Here is a 17,656-nt window from a genome sequence, read left to right as displayed (position 1 = left end):
AAAATAAAAGTAAGGGTCGTTAGTGATATCTATTAATAAAAAGTTGTGGTCGTTTAACTTCGGCTGCCTAATTGCAGGCACGTTTTTTTGGTTAGTCAGTTTTGGAGTCTCTGCTCCTATCTCTGAAGTATTTCATTCTTATCCCCATTTTATACTTAATTATCATGCCGGAGTTGTAACCGCTTTCACCGCATTCTTGTTAACGGGCGCTATTATTTTTATTATGCGCAGCTTGTTCAATGTCTGTGCAAGTGAACATACATTTTGGCTAATGTTACCAAGTTTAGGTTTTATTATTTTAGCGATACTCTTTAGTCAGTCAATATTAATCACCATGCTCTACGCTGCATTCCCAGCATTAATTGTTATCTTAACCAGTGCAATAAAGAGACGGATACCTAAATATAAAACGTTAGCGTAAAGTCCTCAGTTAAGTCTTAGTAGCTGATGTTTATTAATGACTGCTCATGTGATGATTTATTTTATTGGTTAACTAATCCTTTAAAAATTATCGAGTTTGCTCTGCAGAGCCAGTAAACTAGGCTTTACTGTCTCTATTGTTAATGCGCTTACAAAGCGCATTGACCAAAATATTACTGCGCCGCTGCGTTGACATCTTGATATTAAAAAATACGGGCAAGTCGACAAACAAAACTATTAATGATGCCAGCAGTAAATTCATTACACTAATCTCTGATAATTACTTGCATGAACTGTCAGCTATTCAAAATTTGTATTTGTTATTCGTATTAAAATAATTAACGTTAAATCAGTATTTATGCGTTATCACCGACTGCATAAAGAGCCGCTGCTACTTCTGGTGTATCTTTTTATATTCATTGTGAAGCTATTGAAAATTTAAAAAACTATATCAATAAGGCGGATATTATTTCTTGTGCTACGCTAAATACACAAGCATTATCTTTTGGTTAATGATTACAAAAAGATCAACATTTAGATATGGTTGGAGCCTATAGACCCAAGATGAGAGAAATGGATAATCTGTGCTTAGTGTGCGCATATTTTTTGTCGACAACATGGAAAGTGCCTTACATTAAACTGGCTATTTAGCTATGCTGTTAAAAGCGAAGGCTATACTTGCTGACCGTATTAATACTGATTTATTTTCGATGTCTGATAAACCTTATTTTGTAGAACATAAGGCAGTAGATATTATTATTTAAAAGCTGCTAGTACAGGCACTAGAAGATATAACCGCAGCAAAATTTGTCGCTAGATATGTTAATACATCTAAGTCAAACCTTGCTCGTTAGAGGCGTTTTTTTTATGCTGATTGATAGCTTTATGTCGTTATTTTTATTGACATTAAACAAGATCAATATTTAAATGATGTTATAAAAACTTTTTTAAGTAATACAGATAGTCGTATCTATTTTACTGCTTTTATTGATGGTGTGATAAATGGAAAAATCTGGATCCTTTAATAGTAAGTTAAGCCGTAGAGTACTTATTTACATATTGCTATGTAGTTCGGTATTGTCTATCAGCTCAACTTTTCTGCAATTGTATGTTAACTACAATGAAAGTCTAACGACGTTAGATCAAAGATTTAGCAATGTTGAAACAAGTTATCTTCAATCTATATCCACTAGCTTGTGGGATTTTAACGAGCCGTTAGTACAACAGCAAATTCAAGGTATTGTAAAATTACCTGATATTAGTCATGTGAAAATTGTCACAGGTTTTGGCAAAACTTATCAGTTTGGTGACGAAAATATCTCAGCCGATAAAGTCGTTGAGTACCCAATATTTTATAGCGAAAATGATATTGGTGTGCTTATTGTTACCGCGAGCTATAAAGATATTTATCAACGATTGTGGCAGCAAGCAGGATTTATTTTAACTGCCGAAGTGATCAAGATTTTTATTGTGGCGTTTTTTATTATATTCATCGTTCATTGGCTTATTACTCGTCATATATATCATATTACTTATTACTCGCAACAAGTTGCGGCTGATAAAATAGATACGCCCTTGGTATTAAGCTCTCGTCCAAAAGCCAAAGACGAACTTGATGAGCTTGCCGAAACGATTAATAACATGCGTACCACTTTAAAAAACGATATCTTAAAGTTAGAAGATGCAGAAAATGCGTTAATTAACCTTAACGGTGAACTTGAAGTAAAAGTGTATGACCGAACGGCTAAATTGGCCTCGAGCAACAACCAATTACAACAATCTTTAGATGACTTAACGTTAGCAAAAGATCAACTAGTACAATCAGAGAAAATGGCCTCTTTAGGGCAATTGGTTGCAGGGGTTGCACACGAAGTTAATACGCCATTGGGTATCTGTGTTACATCAATAACGGCATTAAAAGAGAAAGTCTTGGAGTTAAGCCATTCGGTAGAGACTGAAAATCTGACCAAATCACATTTAACTAAAACCTTGAGTCTGTTGATTGAATATCAGAATATTATTGAAAGGAGTTTAAACAAAGCGGTTGAATTAATCAGAGGTTTTAAATCAGTTGCTGTTGAGCAACATACCGACCCAGAGTTGAAAATTAATTTATCCAGACACGTTAATGATGTTGTTAACACGGTAAAAACTCTCTTTAAACGTAAAAAATATGTCATTAATATCGAAGTTGATGAAAAACTTAATTTGCTCACTTATCCAAGTGCATGGAATCAAATTCTGACAAATTTTTTAACCAATTCGCACATTCATGGTTTTGACGAAAGAGAAAGTGGTGAAATCTCAATAAAGTTTGTTGAGGATAATGGCTTTTTAACGCTGACCTATAGTGATAATGGCAAAGGATTAGATAGCAGCGTTGTTAATCGTATCTTCGACCCTTTTGTTACAACCAAACGTGGTCAAGGTGGTTCAGGTCTAGGAATGAATATTGTTTATAATTTAGTGGACGCAAAATTAAAAGGCACTATAAAATGCCTAGATACAAAAGTAGGATGTAGTTTTGAGGTCAGGGTACCGATAAAGGATAAACAAGGTGAACTTGAAGCATAAACCTTATTTTTCTGTTAAAAAAAAAGCCCTTGAGGCTTTTTTTTATTAATAGCCTGAAATTATTTTTAGGCTATTATGATTAAAGTCGTTGTTTGAGTTTAGTCTATTTTAGATAACTGCTTTAAGGGGATGTCACGAGCGTTACCCATATCATCAACAAATAAAGCGGAAATTAACTGCTGTAATTTATCATTAAAAATAATGGCCAATTCAAAATATCCATTTTTAGTGGTTGTTGTACCCGCGTTAAGTTCTTTTAAGTTATTGTCTGGCTTTAACAAGGGTTTTTCTTTAGCGCCACCTTCATCTACCACTTTAGGAAAAGCAAACATATAAGTAATAGTCTTTAGCTCTTTGTTCATTTGTGCGTTACTTGATTCTGCTGAAGCAGTCGAAAGGGTACAGCACAATCCAATGATGCTGAATATGGCACTTAACGCTACCGTTCTAATTTGTGATTTCATGTTGCGATCCTCGTCTTATAAATTCACATAGCATTGACTACAAAATTTCTGTATTGAAAACAATGTTACTTGTACTATTCTATCTAATTGAAATTGTAACTATATTGTTTACACCCTAACTATAAATTGTTAAGAAATATATAGCCAACGATATAAGTTCAATGGTTAAAAATTTGAGTTTAATGGCTTTTTAGTCTTACTTAACCAAGGTAAATCATCATTAAAAGTGTATTAGTTAGTTAGTTAGATAGACAGGCAATTGTGGAGGAAAGTTTCATTGAGCTTAAATAAAAAAAGAAATATTAAGATTAATATTTCTTTTTTAGAGGGCGTATTAGACGAGACTAACTGAGTTGCTTCACTTTTAGTCGGTAACTATGTAATAAAGGTTCGGTATAACCATTAACTTGTGTTGTGCCTAAAAATACTAAATCACAAGCCGCTTTAAAAGCGATACTCTTTTCAAAGTTACTTGCCATTGGTTGATAGTTAACATCATTTTTATTTTGGCTATCAACAGTTTTAGCCATCTTTTTCAAACTGGCTAACACTTGTTGTTCACTACAAACATCATGCTTCATCCAATTGGCCATATGTTGACTGGAGATACGTAAAGTTGCTCTGTCTTCCATTAAACCGACATTATTAATATCAGGCACTTTTGAACAACCGACACCTTGATCAATCCATCGTACAACGTAGCCTAAAATACCCTGAGCGTTATTATCGAGTTCATCAGAGATCTCCTGCTCACTCCAGTTGGTGTCTTTTGCGAGTGGTATCGTTAAGATATCATCTAAGTTAGCCGGAGTACGTAGCATTAACTTTTTCTGAAGCGCGAAAACATTCTCTCTATGATAATGCAAGGCGTGCAGGGTTGCTGCTGTAGGAGAAGGTACCCAAGCTGTATTTGCCCCTGCTTGTACGTGATTAATTTTAGTAGCTAACATATTCAACATTTGATCAGGAATGGGCCACATGCCCTTACCAATTTGTGCTCTGCCACTAAAGCCACAGGCTAAGCCTACATCAACGTTATTATCTTCATAAGCGCTTATCCAAGGTGTTAACTTGATATCTGCTTTTTTAGCCATAATACCTGCCGCCATTGATGTATGAATTTCATCACCGGTACGGTCTAAAAATCCAGTGTTAATAAAGACCACACGAGACTTAGCTTGAGCGATACAAGCCTTTAAATTAACACTTGTACGACGCTCTTCATCCATTATACCCATTTTTATGGTGTTTCTTGTTAACGCTAATGCATCTTCGACTTGTTCAAATAATGTATTAGCAAAAGCGACCTCTTCTGGACCATGCATTTTTGGCTTAACAATATAAATTGATTTTTCTGCACTATTACAAAATGACTTGGCATCGGCAGTTTGTTGTAAATTAAGGCTAGCGATTAGTGAGGTTACCATGGCATCAATAATACCTTCTGGCACTTCAGAGCCATCAGCTAATAAGATGGCATTGTTCGTCATTAAATGCCCAACATTACGGACAAACATTAAACTACGGCCTTTTAGCGTTAAGTTCGCGCCATCAGTTTGATGATACTGTCTGTCAACCGCCATAGTGCGCTGAATAGTTTTACCATTTTTGACTAAGTCAGTGGTTAAGTTACCTTGCATTAATCCCAACCAGTTTTTATAAGCGACCACTTTATCATCAGCATCAACGGCTGCGACAGAGTCTTCACAATCCATAATGGTGGTTAAAGCCGACTCAAGGGTAATGTCAGAAATACCTGCTTTATCGCTTTTTGCGATAACACTACTTTTATCAAAGTTAATTTCAAAGTGTAAACCATTATGTTCAAACAATAGCGCGGTTGGTGCATCTACTGTGCCTTGATAACCTTTAAAAGCATCGCCATTTGCAAGTTTAACGGTTTCGCCACTTTCAAGTGTAACCGTTAAAAGAGCATCAGATACGTTGTAGTGTTTCGCTTGGACGTGACTACCAGCAGTTAATGGAATACTTTGATCTAAAAATTGTCGGGCAAATTCAATAACCTTTTGACCACGAATGGCATTATAGCCACCAGCGTTTTCAGCCCCATTTTCTGAAGAAATAACGTCGCTACCATAAAGGGCATCATACAAGCTTCCCCAACGAGCATTAACGGCGTTAATGGCAAACCTAGCGTTCATTATTGGTACCACGAGTTGCGGGCCCGCCATTGTTGCTAATTCAGCATCTACATTTTTGGTTGTTATGGCAAAGTCATCAACCTCAGGTACCAGGTAATTAATGTCTTTTAGAAATTTTTTGTATGATGAAAAATCAAAGTTATCGGCAAAGTTATTCTGATGCCAGCCATCTATTTTTGTTTGTAAATCATCACGTGTTGCTAACAAGGCTTTATTGATAGGTGTTAATTTTTCAATGATTGTTGAGAAGTTTTGCCAAAAATCTGTTGGTGAAATTAGGCTATGAGGAAGTACATCCTGTTCAATAAATTGATGTAAACATTGCGCTACTTGGATATTTTGGATCTTTATGTACGGGGTCATCATGTTTCCTCTTGTGCAATCATTTACGCAACTTCTATTTGAATATTTAACTATGGCGTAAATATTTTTATCATAAATGTATTTAACCCTCTTTCTAAAAGAGCATTAAACATAATTAATAACAGTATCTAAGTGCAATGTAGGAGGTATTATTTTTTCATGCAAGAGCTGAAAAAAGTTTCCTAAAGAAATTAGTTGTTATTTTTGTATTTTGATAAGTGATTTTTATTATATCTAAATGATAATTATAGACTATTTGGTTTTTGATTTTATTAAAATCGGTCCAATAACTAATTATTGTTATTAATAATAGCTACCATAAATATTGTGAATGTAAGTTGTTTGATTTGTTTTTTTTGTGAATGTAACTTTTGATAAAGCGCGTTAATCATTTTTCATCAAAAATATTATGGTGAAGCTGTTGCCGAGTATTCATAGTGAGCACTCTATATAGTAAAATCGTTGTGGGCCGTTAGCGTAAAAAAAGTACCAAAGTATTAATAATCATTGGACTAAAGATGGCAGTGATAACCGCTGAAATAATCAAAGCCAAAGAACTGTAGGCGGCATGCTCATAACTCACTTTGCTAATTGTTGCGGTTCCTAATGCATGGCTCGCCGCGCCAATAGCTAAGCCTTGTGCTTTAGGTGAGGTGACCTTAATTAAAGATAGCCAAGGAGGACCTAATAAAGCGCCAAACAATCCGGCTAAAATTATCGCAAACGCAGTGATGGAATTACTGCCATTGAGTTGTTCCGTTAATGCTATGCCAATCGGTGTTGTTACTGATTTCAAAGAAAGCGAAACGGCAATATCGTATTGATTAATGGTCAATAAAGTGATGATAAAACTTATCGATATGGCGATAAATACCCCAACCAATAGCAGTGCCATTATATGTCGCCATTGTTTTTTAATCGTTTGAAGATGCTGGTATAACGGGAAACCCAAAGCCACAACAGCAGGCTCTAAGAGTTTATTTAATGAGGCGGTGGCTTGGTAATATTGTTCAAAAGGAATGTTAAATATTAGCAAAAATGGGATCAGCGTTAGGATCGACAACAGCATTGGATTTAACCAGGCTTTTTTTAATTTTTGTTGTAACTTGGCATAAGCATGATAAACCGCAAGTGTAAGCAGTATAAAAAATAAGGCAGCGCTTATCATTGATAAAAGGGGGTGGCTTATCACTTGTTTTGCTCGCTAGTTGCGGTTAATTGCTGTCGATTAAGTTGTCGCTGATAAACAAGTCCAACAAAGGTGAGTAATAAAAAGGTCGTAAAAAAGATGATGGCAATTAAGGTTAAGCCATGCGCTTTAATTAATTCGAAGTGATTAATGATGCCAACACCCGCAGGGACAAAACAAACCGCCATATTAGCCAACGCCCACTCAATACAAGGTTGAATACGCTTGGCATTAAGTATCTTAAAATGCAGTAGCATGGTGAACATCATCATGCCATATAAACTCGCAGGTAAGATCGGCAGGAAAGTCTCAATCACTTTTCCTGCTAACAAACAAATGCCTACCGAGAATATACTGTAGATTATATGACTAAACATGGCGTAATATTACCCTTGTGCTGCCGCTTCAATAACCAGTTGTCTAAACCAAATATGGCTAGCATCATGATGTAATAACGGGCTCCAAATCATTTTTAATTCTATATCAGGAATGTCAAAAGGGGGATCAACAATGGTATATTTGTTATCATCTTTGTGTAATAAAGCCGCTTTTGTCGGTAAAGTGGCGATTAAGCCATCTTCATGAGCGAGTTGCATGGCAACATGATAATTACGGGTAAATACCTTTATATCTCTTTGCTTGCCTAAACGTGCTAACGCTTCATCTACCCAACCCAATTTTTGTACGTCTTTGGGATCCATACCCACCCCAACCCCAAAGCCAGTTTTTGACACCCAAACATGCTTTGATGACAGATAAGTATCTAAATTGAATTCAGCTACATAAGGGCTATTAGCACTTAACAAACATGAGAATGAATCACGCCAGATGGTTTTCTGATGAAATGACTGTGGTAATTCATCAAAGCGGTTAATCGCCATATCAATTTTGCCAGCTTCAACATCGTGAAAAGTTACGTCACTTGGCGTCATAATATCAATGGTCACATTCGGCGCAATTTCATTTATTTTTCTTAATAAACTTGGCAGTAACGTTGAAGCCGCGTAATCACTTGCCATAATGCGGAAAACACGTTGGCTGTGCTTTTCATTAAACTCTTCTTCACCCTGCAACGCTTCTTCAAGTTCTAATAAGATTTTTCTGATCACCGGTGCTAAAGCGCGCGAGCGTTCGGTTGGTACCATGCCATCAGATGTTCTTACTAATATCGGATCATTAAATAAGTTTCTTAGTCTTTTTAAACCGTTACTCATTGCCGGTTGGGTAATATTAAGCTGGCTTGCTGAACGAGTAACATTTTTTTCTCTTAATAAAACATCAAGGTAAATAAGGAGATTTAAATCGATTTTAGCAATATTCATAGTTTTTATGACCAACAGAAATAATATAACTAATGTATATGTCATGTGCAGAAAAATAAATCAAGAAGTTTTCATTGTCTAATAAAAATATTAATCAGCTTTTAAAGCGGTAATACTGAGGTTTATGCTTATTACCTATTGAAAAACAAGTACAATTATTATTTGTGAGTTTGGTATTTATCTTGTGAATGGTAGTGATTGATATTATATATTTTAAGAATACTCTCAGGATGTTCTAGACTTTGTCTTGTTCGGTGTGTTTGCTTTAATTTTTACTTTTTATTTTAAGTGTTGAAGCGAACAAGACCTTTTAAAAATATTATCAGACTCTTGGAGAGTACTATGTCTAATTATCAAAATGCAATAGAAGCGGTTAAAGCGATTAAAGCAAATGCAGGTACCTCTTGGGATACTATTAATCCTGAGTCAATAGCTCGTATGAGAGCACAGAATAAATTCAAAACTGGTTTAGATATCGCTCAGTATACTGCCGACATCATGCGTCGCGATATGGATGCTTACGATGCTGATAGCTCTAAGTATACTCAGTCTTTAGGTTGCTGGCACGGTTTTGTTGGCCAACAAAAAATGATTTCTATTAAGAAACATTTTGGTGGCAAAACAGACCGTCGTTACTTATACCTTTCAGGTTGGATGGTTGCAGCACTTCGTTCAGAATTAGGTCCTCTTCCTGACCAATCAATGCACGAGAAAACATCTGTCGCTGCTTTAGTTAAAGAACTTTATACTTTTCTTCGTCAAGCCGATGCACGTGAACTCGGTGGTCTTTTTCGCGACCTAGACGCAGCAAGTGCCGCTGATAAAGCCGCTATTCAAGATAAAATTGATAACCATGTTACTCACGTTGTACCAATTATTGCTGACATCGATGCTGGTTTTGGTAATGCAGAAGCAACTTACCTTATGGCTAAGCAAATGATTGAAGCAGGCGCTTGTGCTCTTCAAATCGAAAACCAGGTTGCCGATGAAAAGCAATGTGGCCATCAAGATGGTAAAGTAACGGTTCCTCATGCAGATTTTCATTCAAAAATTCGTGCTTTACGTCATGCATTCCTTGAACTAGGTATCGACAACGGTATCATCGTTTCACGCACTGACTCTGAAGGTGCTGGCCTGACTAAAGAAATCGCGGTTGTTAAAACGCCAGGCGATCAAGGTGATATCTATAACTCTTTCTTAGATGTTGAAGAGATTGACGTAGCTGACATGGCTGAAGGCGATGTATGCTTTAACCGTGACGGTAAACTTGTTCGTCCTAAACGTTTACCTTCTGGTTTATACCAATTCCGTCAAGGTACTGGTGAAGAGCGTTGTGTTTTTGACAGCATAGAAGCAATTAAAGCGGGTGCTGATTTGTTATGGATAGAAACAGCGACACCTAACGTTGCCGATATCACAGCCATGATGGATGAAGTTCGTAAAGAAATTCCAAATGCTAAACTTGTTTACAACAACAGCCCATCGTTCAACTGGACATTAAACTTCCGCCAGCAAGCGTTTGACGCTATGGTTGCTGCGGGTGAAGATGTATCTAACTATGTACGTGCTGATTTAATGAATGTTGATTACGATACGACTGAGTTAGCTGCATCAGCAGATGACAAAATCCGTAGCTTCCAAGCTGAGACTTCACGTAAAGCTGGTATCTTCCATCACTTAATCACGCTTCCTACTTACCATACAACAGCATTGTCTGTAGATAACCTAGCTAAAGAATACTTTGGCGACGCGGCGATGCTTGGTTATGTTGAAGGTGTACAACGTAAAGAAATTCGTCAAGGTATTGCCTGTGTTAAACATCAAAACATGTCAGGCTCTGACATGGGTGATGATCACAAAGAATACTTTGCTGGTGAGAACGCGCTTAAAGCAGGTGGCGAGAACAACACCTCTAACCAGTTCTAATCACGATTAAAAACAGTTTTCTCTAGAAGTAAAAACCGAATAGCATTAAATGTTATTCGGTTTTTTTATGTACAGGATGTACGGTATGTCGTGGTGCCATGGATGGCAATGAACGACGAATGTATACGACTGCATGGATGCAGGAGGTAGAGCGAAGCATGGATGCCCGAGCCGAGAATGTACGGTATGTCGTGGTGCCATGGATGGCAATGAACGACGAATGTATAAGACTGCATGGATGCAGGAGATAGAGCAAAGCATGGATGCCCGAGCCGAGGATGTACGGTATGTCGTGCGCACTTATCGTCATGCTAAAGCCGTCATACTGAATTTATTTCAGTATCTGTTCTTGAAGTTGCAGTAAAAGATACTAAAGCCGTCATGCTGAATTTATTTCAGTATCTGTTCTTGCAGTTGCAGTAAAAGGTACTAAAGCCGTCATACTGAATTTATTTCAGTATCTGTTCTTGAAGTTGCAGTAAAAGATGCTAAAGCCGTCATGCTGAATTTATTTCAGCATCTGTTCTTGTAGTTGCAGTAAAAGGTACTAAAGCCGTCATGCTGAATTTATTTCAGTATCTGTTCTTGCAGTTGCAGTAAAATATCCTAAAACCGTCATGCTATAAATCATCGATCCTTGCTTAAAATAATACAGTTAAATGTCACTTATAAACAATCACTTAAAAATAAATACAGCTTTATTAAAATAAACTGTAATAAAAAGTCTAAGGTTGAGACTATATGTTCGATATTTTAAAAGGAATAAAATAATGAAAATAAAATGGCAAAGCCTTTTAGCATTAAGTTTACTGAGTTTTAGCTCACTACTTTTAGCTGAAGACAATAATACACAAAATAATAATAAAGAAGTTTTAAGCTTAGAAAACTGCCACCTAAAGGGCATTAAGTCGCAAGTTCAGTGTGGCACATTACAAGTACCAGAAAATTATAGTTTACCTGAAGGTGAAAAAATAAGCGTTAATTTTGCGGTGCTGCCGGCTATTGATAGTAGTCAAAATAAAACGCCTTTAATGTTTTTAGCGGGTGGGCCAGGTCAAGCATCCGTTGAACTAGCTGCGCATATATTTAGTACTTTTGGTGAAATTAAAAAGTCGCATGACATTATTTTAGTGGATCAACGGGGTACGGGGAAATCACATCCTTTATCGTGTGATGAAAATGAAGTAAGAAACGCTTATGAAATTATTCCTGAAGACTTTTCTCCACAAGAAATCAAAGACTGTATCGCACAATTCAAAGGCGACTTAAGTCAATATAATTCAGAAAATGCTATTCGTGATTTTGATGCAGTACGCGTTGCACTCGGCCATGAAAAAATTAATATTTATGGTGGTTCTTACGGCACACGTGCGGCTTTGGTTTATATGCACCTTTTTCCTGATGCACTTAACAGTGTCGTACTAGACAGTGTTGGTCCCATTGAAGTGCCTATTGGTACTTTTGGTCAAAGTTCCGCGCGTTCATTTAATTTATTACTCGAAAACTGCCAGCAAGATGAAAGTTGTAATAGTGCTTACCCTTCATTAAAAGATGACTTTACAGCGGTTATTGCTCGACTAGAACAAGCGCCGGTAAATCTTAAAATAGCCCATCCCCGTTTAGGTACAAAGACTGACTTCGTGTTAAGTCGTAGCAAGTTTATTAGTAATTTACGCATGCAATTATACTCTATGCAAACCCGTACTTTAGTGCCCTTGGTTATACATCAGGCTTTTTTAGGTAACTATCAACCCATGATTGGTTTAATTGCCATGTCAGAAGGGGGAATGGGTATGTATGTGGGCTTAACGTTAAATATTGTCTGTAATGAAGACTTTCCTAAAATTACTACTGAAATGTTTGCTGGCGATGCTAACAATACTTTTGGTGGCAACGATAGCCATAGTGCTTGGCTACAAGCCTGTCCGTTATGGCCTAAGTATGCGGTTAGCGATGATTTCTATCAAAGTGTAACGGCTAATATCCCAACACTTATTTTATCAGGAAATTTAGACCCAGTAACACCGCCAAGTAACGGTGATGAATCTGCGAAAACCTTACCTAATAATCACCACATTGTTTCTAAAAACAGTGCACATATTGTTGCTTCAACGCCTTGCGGTATTGAAATTGTTAATGAATTTCTAACAACACTCAATCCGAATGATTTAGATGAATCGTGTTTAGCTGAGTTAAAAAGTGAAACATTTATGACGCATTTAAACGGCAACCTATAAGGATATAATTATTATGATTGAAGTTAACAATTTACATAAAAGCTTTATCGATAAAAAAAATACGGTAAAAGCTCTAGATGGTTTGTCGTTTACTGCGAAAAATGGTGAGATCACCGGTATTTTAGGTCCAAATGGTGCGGGTAAAACGACGTGTTTACGTACTCTCTATGGTTTGCTAAAAGCTGATGAAGGTTCGGTATTAGTCGATGGTATTAATGTTTTAGAAGACCCTTTAGCGGTTAGGCAACGATTAGGAATCTTCCCGGACAAATTTGGTTTGTACGAGCGTTTAACTGCCTATGAACAAGTGGACTATTTCGCCAGCCTTCATGGTATGCAAGGAGCGAAGAAAAAAGCGGCAATAGCGCAAATATTTAAAGATTTAGAAATGGAAGAATTAGCGCATCGTAAAACGGTTGGCTTCTCGCAAGGGCAACGGATGAAAGTCACTTTAGCTCAGGCTTTAGTACATCAGCCGAAAAACTTTGTTCTTGATGAACCGACTCGCGGACTCGATGTAATGAGCACACGAGTTTTGCGCAATCACTTAGCCAAATTTAAAGAGAAAGGTCATTGTATTTTATTTTCATCACATGTCATGCAAGAAGTTGCTGCCTTATGTGATCGGGTAATTATTGTTTCTAATGGCAAATTAGCCGCACAAGGCACGCCACAAGAGTTATGTGATTTAGCGGGTGAAAAATTATTAGAAGATGCCTTTGTTAAATTAATTGGCTCAGATGAAGGAGTTGCCGCATGATCCAGTTTAAAGCATTATTAATTAAAGAATTAAGAGAAGCCTTTCGTGATAAACGTGCCTTGATGGTCGCGTTAAGTATGGGCTTATTCGCGCCAATAATGATTATGGTAATATCGAAAACCATGATCAAAGAAATCGTTGATAACCCCCCTATTTATGTGCAATTTACCGGCGCTGAATTTGCACCCAAATTGATTGAGAAGTTTGCCGTCAATAATATTTTACAATTTGCCGATGTACCTGAAGAAGAAAAGTACGCATGGCAAGAACGTAATATTGAAGTAGATATACCAAAAGATTTTGCTGAAAAAATGTTAGCGGGTCAGGCTATAGACGTTGTTTTACGTGCGGATTTTGGTAAAAAAGCCTCTAGTGCACCGATCCGAAGAGTCAAAGAAGTGGTACGAGAATACTCACTTGCTATCGGTTATAAGCGTTTACTGGTCAGGGGAGTTGATATTAATTTATTACAACCTATTGTTCTGCAAGAACAAGATACAGCACTTCCAACCAGCAATGCAGTGATGGTCTCGATGTTTTTAGGTATCTATTTATTGATGGGCGCTTTTGTTTCAGGGCTATCAATTGCCATTGACTCGAGTGCGGGTGAGCGGGAACGTAATGTTTTAGAGATGCTACTATGTCAGCCGGTCAGTACCCTTAAAATAGTGTTGGCAAAAATGACTTGTGCCAGTTCTATTTCAGTATTGTCTATTGTTATCATGTTGGTATTAACCACCGTTTCTGTTGGCTTTATTGATCTCACTAAAATAGGGGCAACCTTTAGTTTAAATGCCTTTAGTATTGCGGCCTTATTACTACTACTTATTCCACTATGTTTTTTTGCAACGGCTTTACAATTATTCTTTTCGTTTCAAGCGAAAAGTTTTAAAGAAGCGCAGTCAACCGTCTCTATGCTAATTATGCTTCCTGCTATGGTACCGTTTGCCATTATGATGATTGATGATAAGCCTGAATGGGTGAATTGGTTACCTATTTCAGGACAATCAATGTTGATGGAAGATGTTTTTAAGGGCTTACCTGTCGATTGGACTGTGCTTGCAAGTACCACCGCAATTACGGTGGGGATGACCGTGGCATTAGTGCTGGCACTCGCACAAAAATTAAAATCAGAAAAAGTGGTGATGTCATTAAGTTAATCTTTATGACAATACGCTGAGTTGGTATTAAGATGGATAACTCGATAGAATTAACATTACAGCAACAAGACCGCTTTCAAACGGCGTATCAACATATATTGAGTTATTCTTTGAAACGTACTGCAAATTATCAGCAAACATTCACCCAATGGATGACAGAGTATGAAAAATTACTCCGTCATATCATTACCGGATTTGAAGCAAAACCGTCAATTCAAGATGAGCTTTTTCAAGAAATAGCCCTCAATCTTTGGCGGGCACTACCTAGCTTTAGAAATGACTGTACGGTAAAAACTTTTGTCGCTCGTATTGCTCATAATGTTTTAGCTACGCATGTTGCCAAAGCAGTAAAAAGTGTCAAGGTAGAGCAAAGTATTGATGATATTTGCCAAGAGACAGAGCAAGATAAAATTCAACCTACACCCCATCAGAGCTTAGAAAAACAACGTAGACAACAACGTTTAGCTCAATCTATTAGGCAACTTAAACTTGAACAACAGCAAGTGATCACCTTAGCGCTCGAAGGTATGAGTTATCAAGAAATTGCCGATATTTTAGTGATATCCGTTAATCTTGTTGGTGTGCGTTTACAACGCGCAAAAATCGCTTTGAGTAAGTTAATGGAGGCGGTATGAACGAAGAAGATTCCCTGTTACATAAAAAAAGTAAAGTGATTTTATCTACTCAAAGTCAAGCTGAGGCGATACTTGATGTTGCAACTTTACCCAAGAATAAAGCGACTAAACCACTCGATAGTTCGGTAATTGATGAACAATGGGCGCAGATGAGCCAAGACTGGCAAAGCCAACCTATTATTAAAACCGATATTAACCGTTTACTTAAACAAACAAAGCAAAGAACTGTGTGGGCTAAATCTTTATTAGTCATAGATATTATGGCTACGTTGGCTATGTTGTTTGTAGCTAGCTATATGTGGCTCAGTGGATCGAAAGATCAAGCAACCATTATTTACTTAGGTGGTGGCGGCATTCTTTCCATTATTTTTGTAATATTTGCCATTAAAGCTCGTTTATCGGCATGGAAAATAAATTGTGGCAGTCCTGATAAAGCAATTGAACATGCCATTCTCGGTTGTCAGTCGTCTATTAGCTACATCAAGTTAATAAAGTTCTCTTGTCTCATTATTGGGCCCTTTGCCAATTGGTATGTTTTTGCTGTCACCGAGCAATTAGAAAAATCGCCCATTGTTGGTCTGGCTATTTTGAATATATTTCTGGTGAGTATTTGGCTTGTCAGTCAGTCTTTTTATATAAAAAGGCAAAAAGAGCTAAAACAACTAAATGATATTTTAATAAAATAAATATTGGTTATATCTTAATAAAATAGATTATATTTTGTTTTTCTGCTTTATTTCTGTTTTAAATTTCTTGTTATTGCTTTTTTTCTTCGTTATATTCTATTTGCTGTTAACGTTGATCAAAGCTGTAAAAGTTTTTATCGATAATAACAGCAACACTCTTGGCATATTAGATTACTAAATGAGCTAAAGCTTGTACCTTTATCCGTGTACAACTGAGCTGATTTCAGGCAATATACGCCGCATAAATTTTGCTATCCATTAGACAATTGTCTGTAACAGCTAAGGCTGAATAATTGAGGAAAAACCATGTTTACACGTGATATGAATATTGCTGATTTTGACCCGGAACTTTATCAAGCGATGAGCAATGAGAAAGTTCGCCAAGAAGAGCACATCGAACTTATTGCTTCAGAAAATTACTGTAGCCCGCGTGTTCTTGAAGCACAAGGTTCTCAATTAACTAATAAATATGCTGAAGGTTACCCAGGCAAACGTTACTACGGTGGTTGTGAATTCGTAGATATCGCTGAGCAATTAGCCATAGACCGTGCAAAAGAATTATTTGGCGCAACTTACGCGAACGTGCAACCTCATGCTGGTTCTCAAGCTAATGCTGCAGTTTTTCAAGCGCTTGTTACTCCAGGTGGTAAAGTGTTAGGAATGAGTTTAGCGCACGGTGGTCATTTAACGCATGGTTCTCATGTTAGTTTTTCTGGCAAGTCTTACGAAGCATTTCAATACGGTCTTCACCCAGAAACAGGTGACATAGATTACGAAGAAATGGAACGTTTAGCACAAGAACATAAACCAGAAATGATCATTGGTGGTTTTTCTGCTTTCTCTGGTGTTGTTGATTGGGCACGTATGCGTAAAATCGCAGACGGTGTTGGCGCATACTTTTTCGTTGATATGGCTCATGTTGCTGGTTTAATTGCCGCCGGTTTATATCCAAACCCAGTGCCACATGCGCATGTTGTTACTACAACTACTCATAAAACATTAGCCGGTCCTCGTGGCGGTTTAATTATTTCGGGTTGTGATGATGAAGCTATCTATAAAAAATTAAACTCTGCTGTTTTCCCAGGTGGCCAAGGTGGCCCATTAATGCACATTATTGCTGCTAAAGCGGTTGCATTTAAAGAAGCATTAGAACCTGAGTTTAAAGTTTATCAACAGAATGTTTTAGACAATGCTAAAGCTATGGTTGCTGTTCTTCAGGAACGCGGTTACAAAGTTGTTTCTAACGGCACTGAAAACCACTTGTTGTTACTTGACTTAATTGATAAAGATATTACAGGTAAAGATGCTGATGCTGCATTAGGCCGTGCCCATATTACGGTAAATAAAAACTCAGTACCTAACGACCCACGTTCTCCGTTTGTAACTTCTGGTTTACGTTTAGGTACTCCGGCTATTACGCGTCGTGGTTTTGGCGTTGTTGAAACTCAAGCATTAACGGGTTGGATTTGTGATATTTTAGACGATATCAACAATGAACAGACGGTTACTGATGTTAAAGCCAGTGTTAAAGAACTTTGTTCACGCTTCCCTGTATACGCGTAAATTAAGCTAACGACTTTAGTGTCTTAAGCGATATAGCTGTGGCACTTAAAGTCTAATGGGAAAAGCTATAAATAAGTTAATGTAACAATAGCTTAATTAGACTAAAATGGCCGCATTAGCGGCCATTATTGTTTCTGTCAATTAAACAGAGCTATGTGTCGAAAGTACCGAGTCCATTAAGATAAAAATATACTT

At 37.1% G+C, this 17,656-nt stretch carries 14 protein-coding genes; 9 read left to right on the top strand and 5 right to left on the bottom strand.

The genetic code is table 11. The features are described from left to right. Positions 1-22 precede the first annotated feature (22 nt). Together H4J57_RS17750 and H4J57_RS17745 are read left to right on the top strand one after the other, a co-directional pair. Complete coding sequence (locus H4J57_RS17750; protein WP_182222783.1) at positions 23-421, top strand: hypothetical protein; 399 nt, start codon at positions 23-25, stop codon at positions 419-421. Between the two features lie 1,001 nt (positions 422-1,422). Then, entirely contained in the window at positions 1,423-2,994 is a 1,572-nt protein-coding gene (locus H4J57_RS17745) for an ATP-binding protein (protein ID WP_182243784.1), read from the top strand. A gap of 98 nt (positions 2,995-3,092) precedes the next feature. On the opposite strand, the gene H4J57_RS17740 is transcribed toward H4J57_RS17745, so the two are convergent. From H4J57_RS17740 to H4J57_RS17720, 5 genes are all read right to left on the bottom strand, one after another. Beyond that, positions 3,093-3,458 (bottom strand): hypothetical protein, encoded by a 366-nt coding sequence (locus H4J57_RS17740; RefSeq protein WP_182243783.1) that lies wholly within the window; start codon positions 3,456-3,458, stop codon positions 3,093-3,095. A 344-nt stretch (positions 3,459-3,802) separates the two neighbouring features. Next, positions 3,803-5,983, bottom strand: coding sequence for a malate synthase G (locus H4J57_RS17735; RefSeq protein ID WP_182243782.1), 2,181 nt, complete (start codon positions 5,981-5,983; stop codon positions 3,803-3,805). A 472-nt stretch (positions 5,984-6,455) separates the two neighbouring features. Continuing rightward, positions 6,456-7,175 carry an LrgB family protein gene (locus H4J57_RS17730; RefSeq protein ID WP_310733731.1) on the bottom strand — a complete coding sequence of 240 codons (720 nt, stop codon included), beginning with the start codon at positions 7,173-7,175 and terminating at the stop codon, positions 6,456-6,458. Continuing rightward, positions 7,172-7,549: a CidA/LrgA family protein gene (locus H4J57_RS17725; protein WP_182216694.1), complete on the bottom strand. Its 378-nt coding sequence runs from the start codon at positions 7,547-7,549 to the stop codon at positions 7,172-7,174. The genes H4J57_RS17730 and H4J57_RS17725 overlap by 4 nt, the downstream gene beginning before the upstream one ends. A 9-nt stretch (positions 7,550-7,558) precedes the next feature. After that, positions 7,559-8,494 (bottom strand): LysR family transcriptional regulator, encoded by a 936-nt coding sequence (locus tag H4J57_RS17720; RefSeq protein ID WP_146795953.1) that lies wholly within the window; start codon positions 8,492-8,494, stop codon positions 7,559-7,561. A 342-nt stretch (positions 8,495-8,836) separates the two neighbouring features. Between H4J57_RS17720 and H4J57_RS17715 the strand changes: the two genes are divergently transcribed. The 7 genes from H4J57_RS17715 to glyA all read left to right on the top strand — a co-directional run bounded on the left by H4J57_RS17715 (position 8,837) and on the right by glyA (position 17,461). Next, positions 8,837-10,420, top strand: a complete 1,584-nt coding sequence (locus H4J57_RS17715; RefSeq protein ID WP_182202968.1) for an isocitrate lyase — start codon at positions 8,837-8,839, stop codon at positions 10,418-10,420. Positions 10,421-11,190: 770 nt separating this feature from the next. After that, positions 11,191-12,657, top strand: coding sequence for an alpha/beta fold hydrolase (locus tag H4J57_RS17710; protein WP_182243781.1), 1,467 nt, complete (start codon positions 11,191-11,193; stop codon positions 12,655-12,657). 13 nt (positions 12,658-12,670) lie between these two features. Next, entirely contained in the window at positions 12,671-13,417 is a 747-nt protein-coding gene (locus tag H4J57_RS17705; protein WP_182216697.1) for an ATP-binding cassette domain-containing protein, read from the top strand. Continuing rightward, positions 13,414-14,577 (top strand): ABC transporter permease, encoded by a 1,164-nt coding sequence (locus H4J57_RS17700; protein ID WP_070375855.1) that lies wholly within the window; start codon positions 13,414-13,416, stop codon positions 14,575-14,577. Before H4J57_RS17705 ends, H4J57_RS17700 begins: the two co-directional genes overlap by 4 nt. 32 nt (positions 14,578-14,609) lie before the next feature. Continuing rightward, positions 14,610-15,212, top strand: coding sequence for an RNA polymerase sigma factor (locus tag H4J57_RS17695; protein WP_182243780.1), 603 nt, complete (start codon positions 14,610-14,612; stop codon positions 15,210-15,212). Then, positions 15,209-15,898, top strand: coding sequence for a hypothetical protein (locus H4J57_RS17690; protein ID WP_182243779.1), 690 nt, complete (start codon positions 15,209-15,211; stop codon positions 15,896-15,898). Before H4J57_RS17695 ends, H4J57_RS17690 begins: the two co-directional genes overlap by 4 nt. 306 nt (positions 15,899-16,204) lie before the next feature. After that, on the top strand, positions 16,205-17,461 hold the full coding sequence (glyA, locus tag H4J57_RS17685) for a serine hydroxymethyltransferase (RefSeq protein ID WP_070375858.1): 1,257 nt from the start codon (positions 16,205-16,207) through the stop codon (positions 17,459-17,461). The last annotated feature ends 195 nt before the right edge of the window (positions 17,462-17,656 follow it).

This window comes from Colwellia sp. BRX8-7, from assembly GCF_014077275.1.
GTDB lineage: Bacteria > Pseudomonadota > Gammaproteobacteria > Enterobacterales > Alteromonadaceae > Colwellia_A.
The sequence above is the reverse complement of the archived record's forward strand: the minus strand, read 5'-3'. Positions and strand labels throughout refer to the sequence as shown.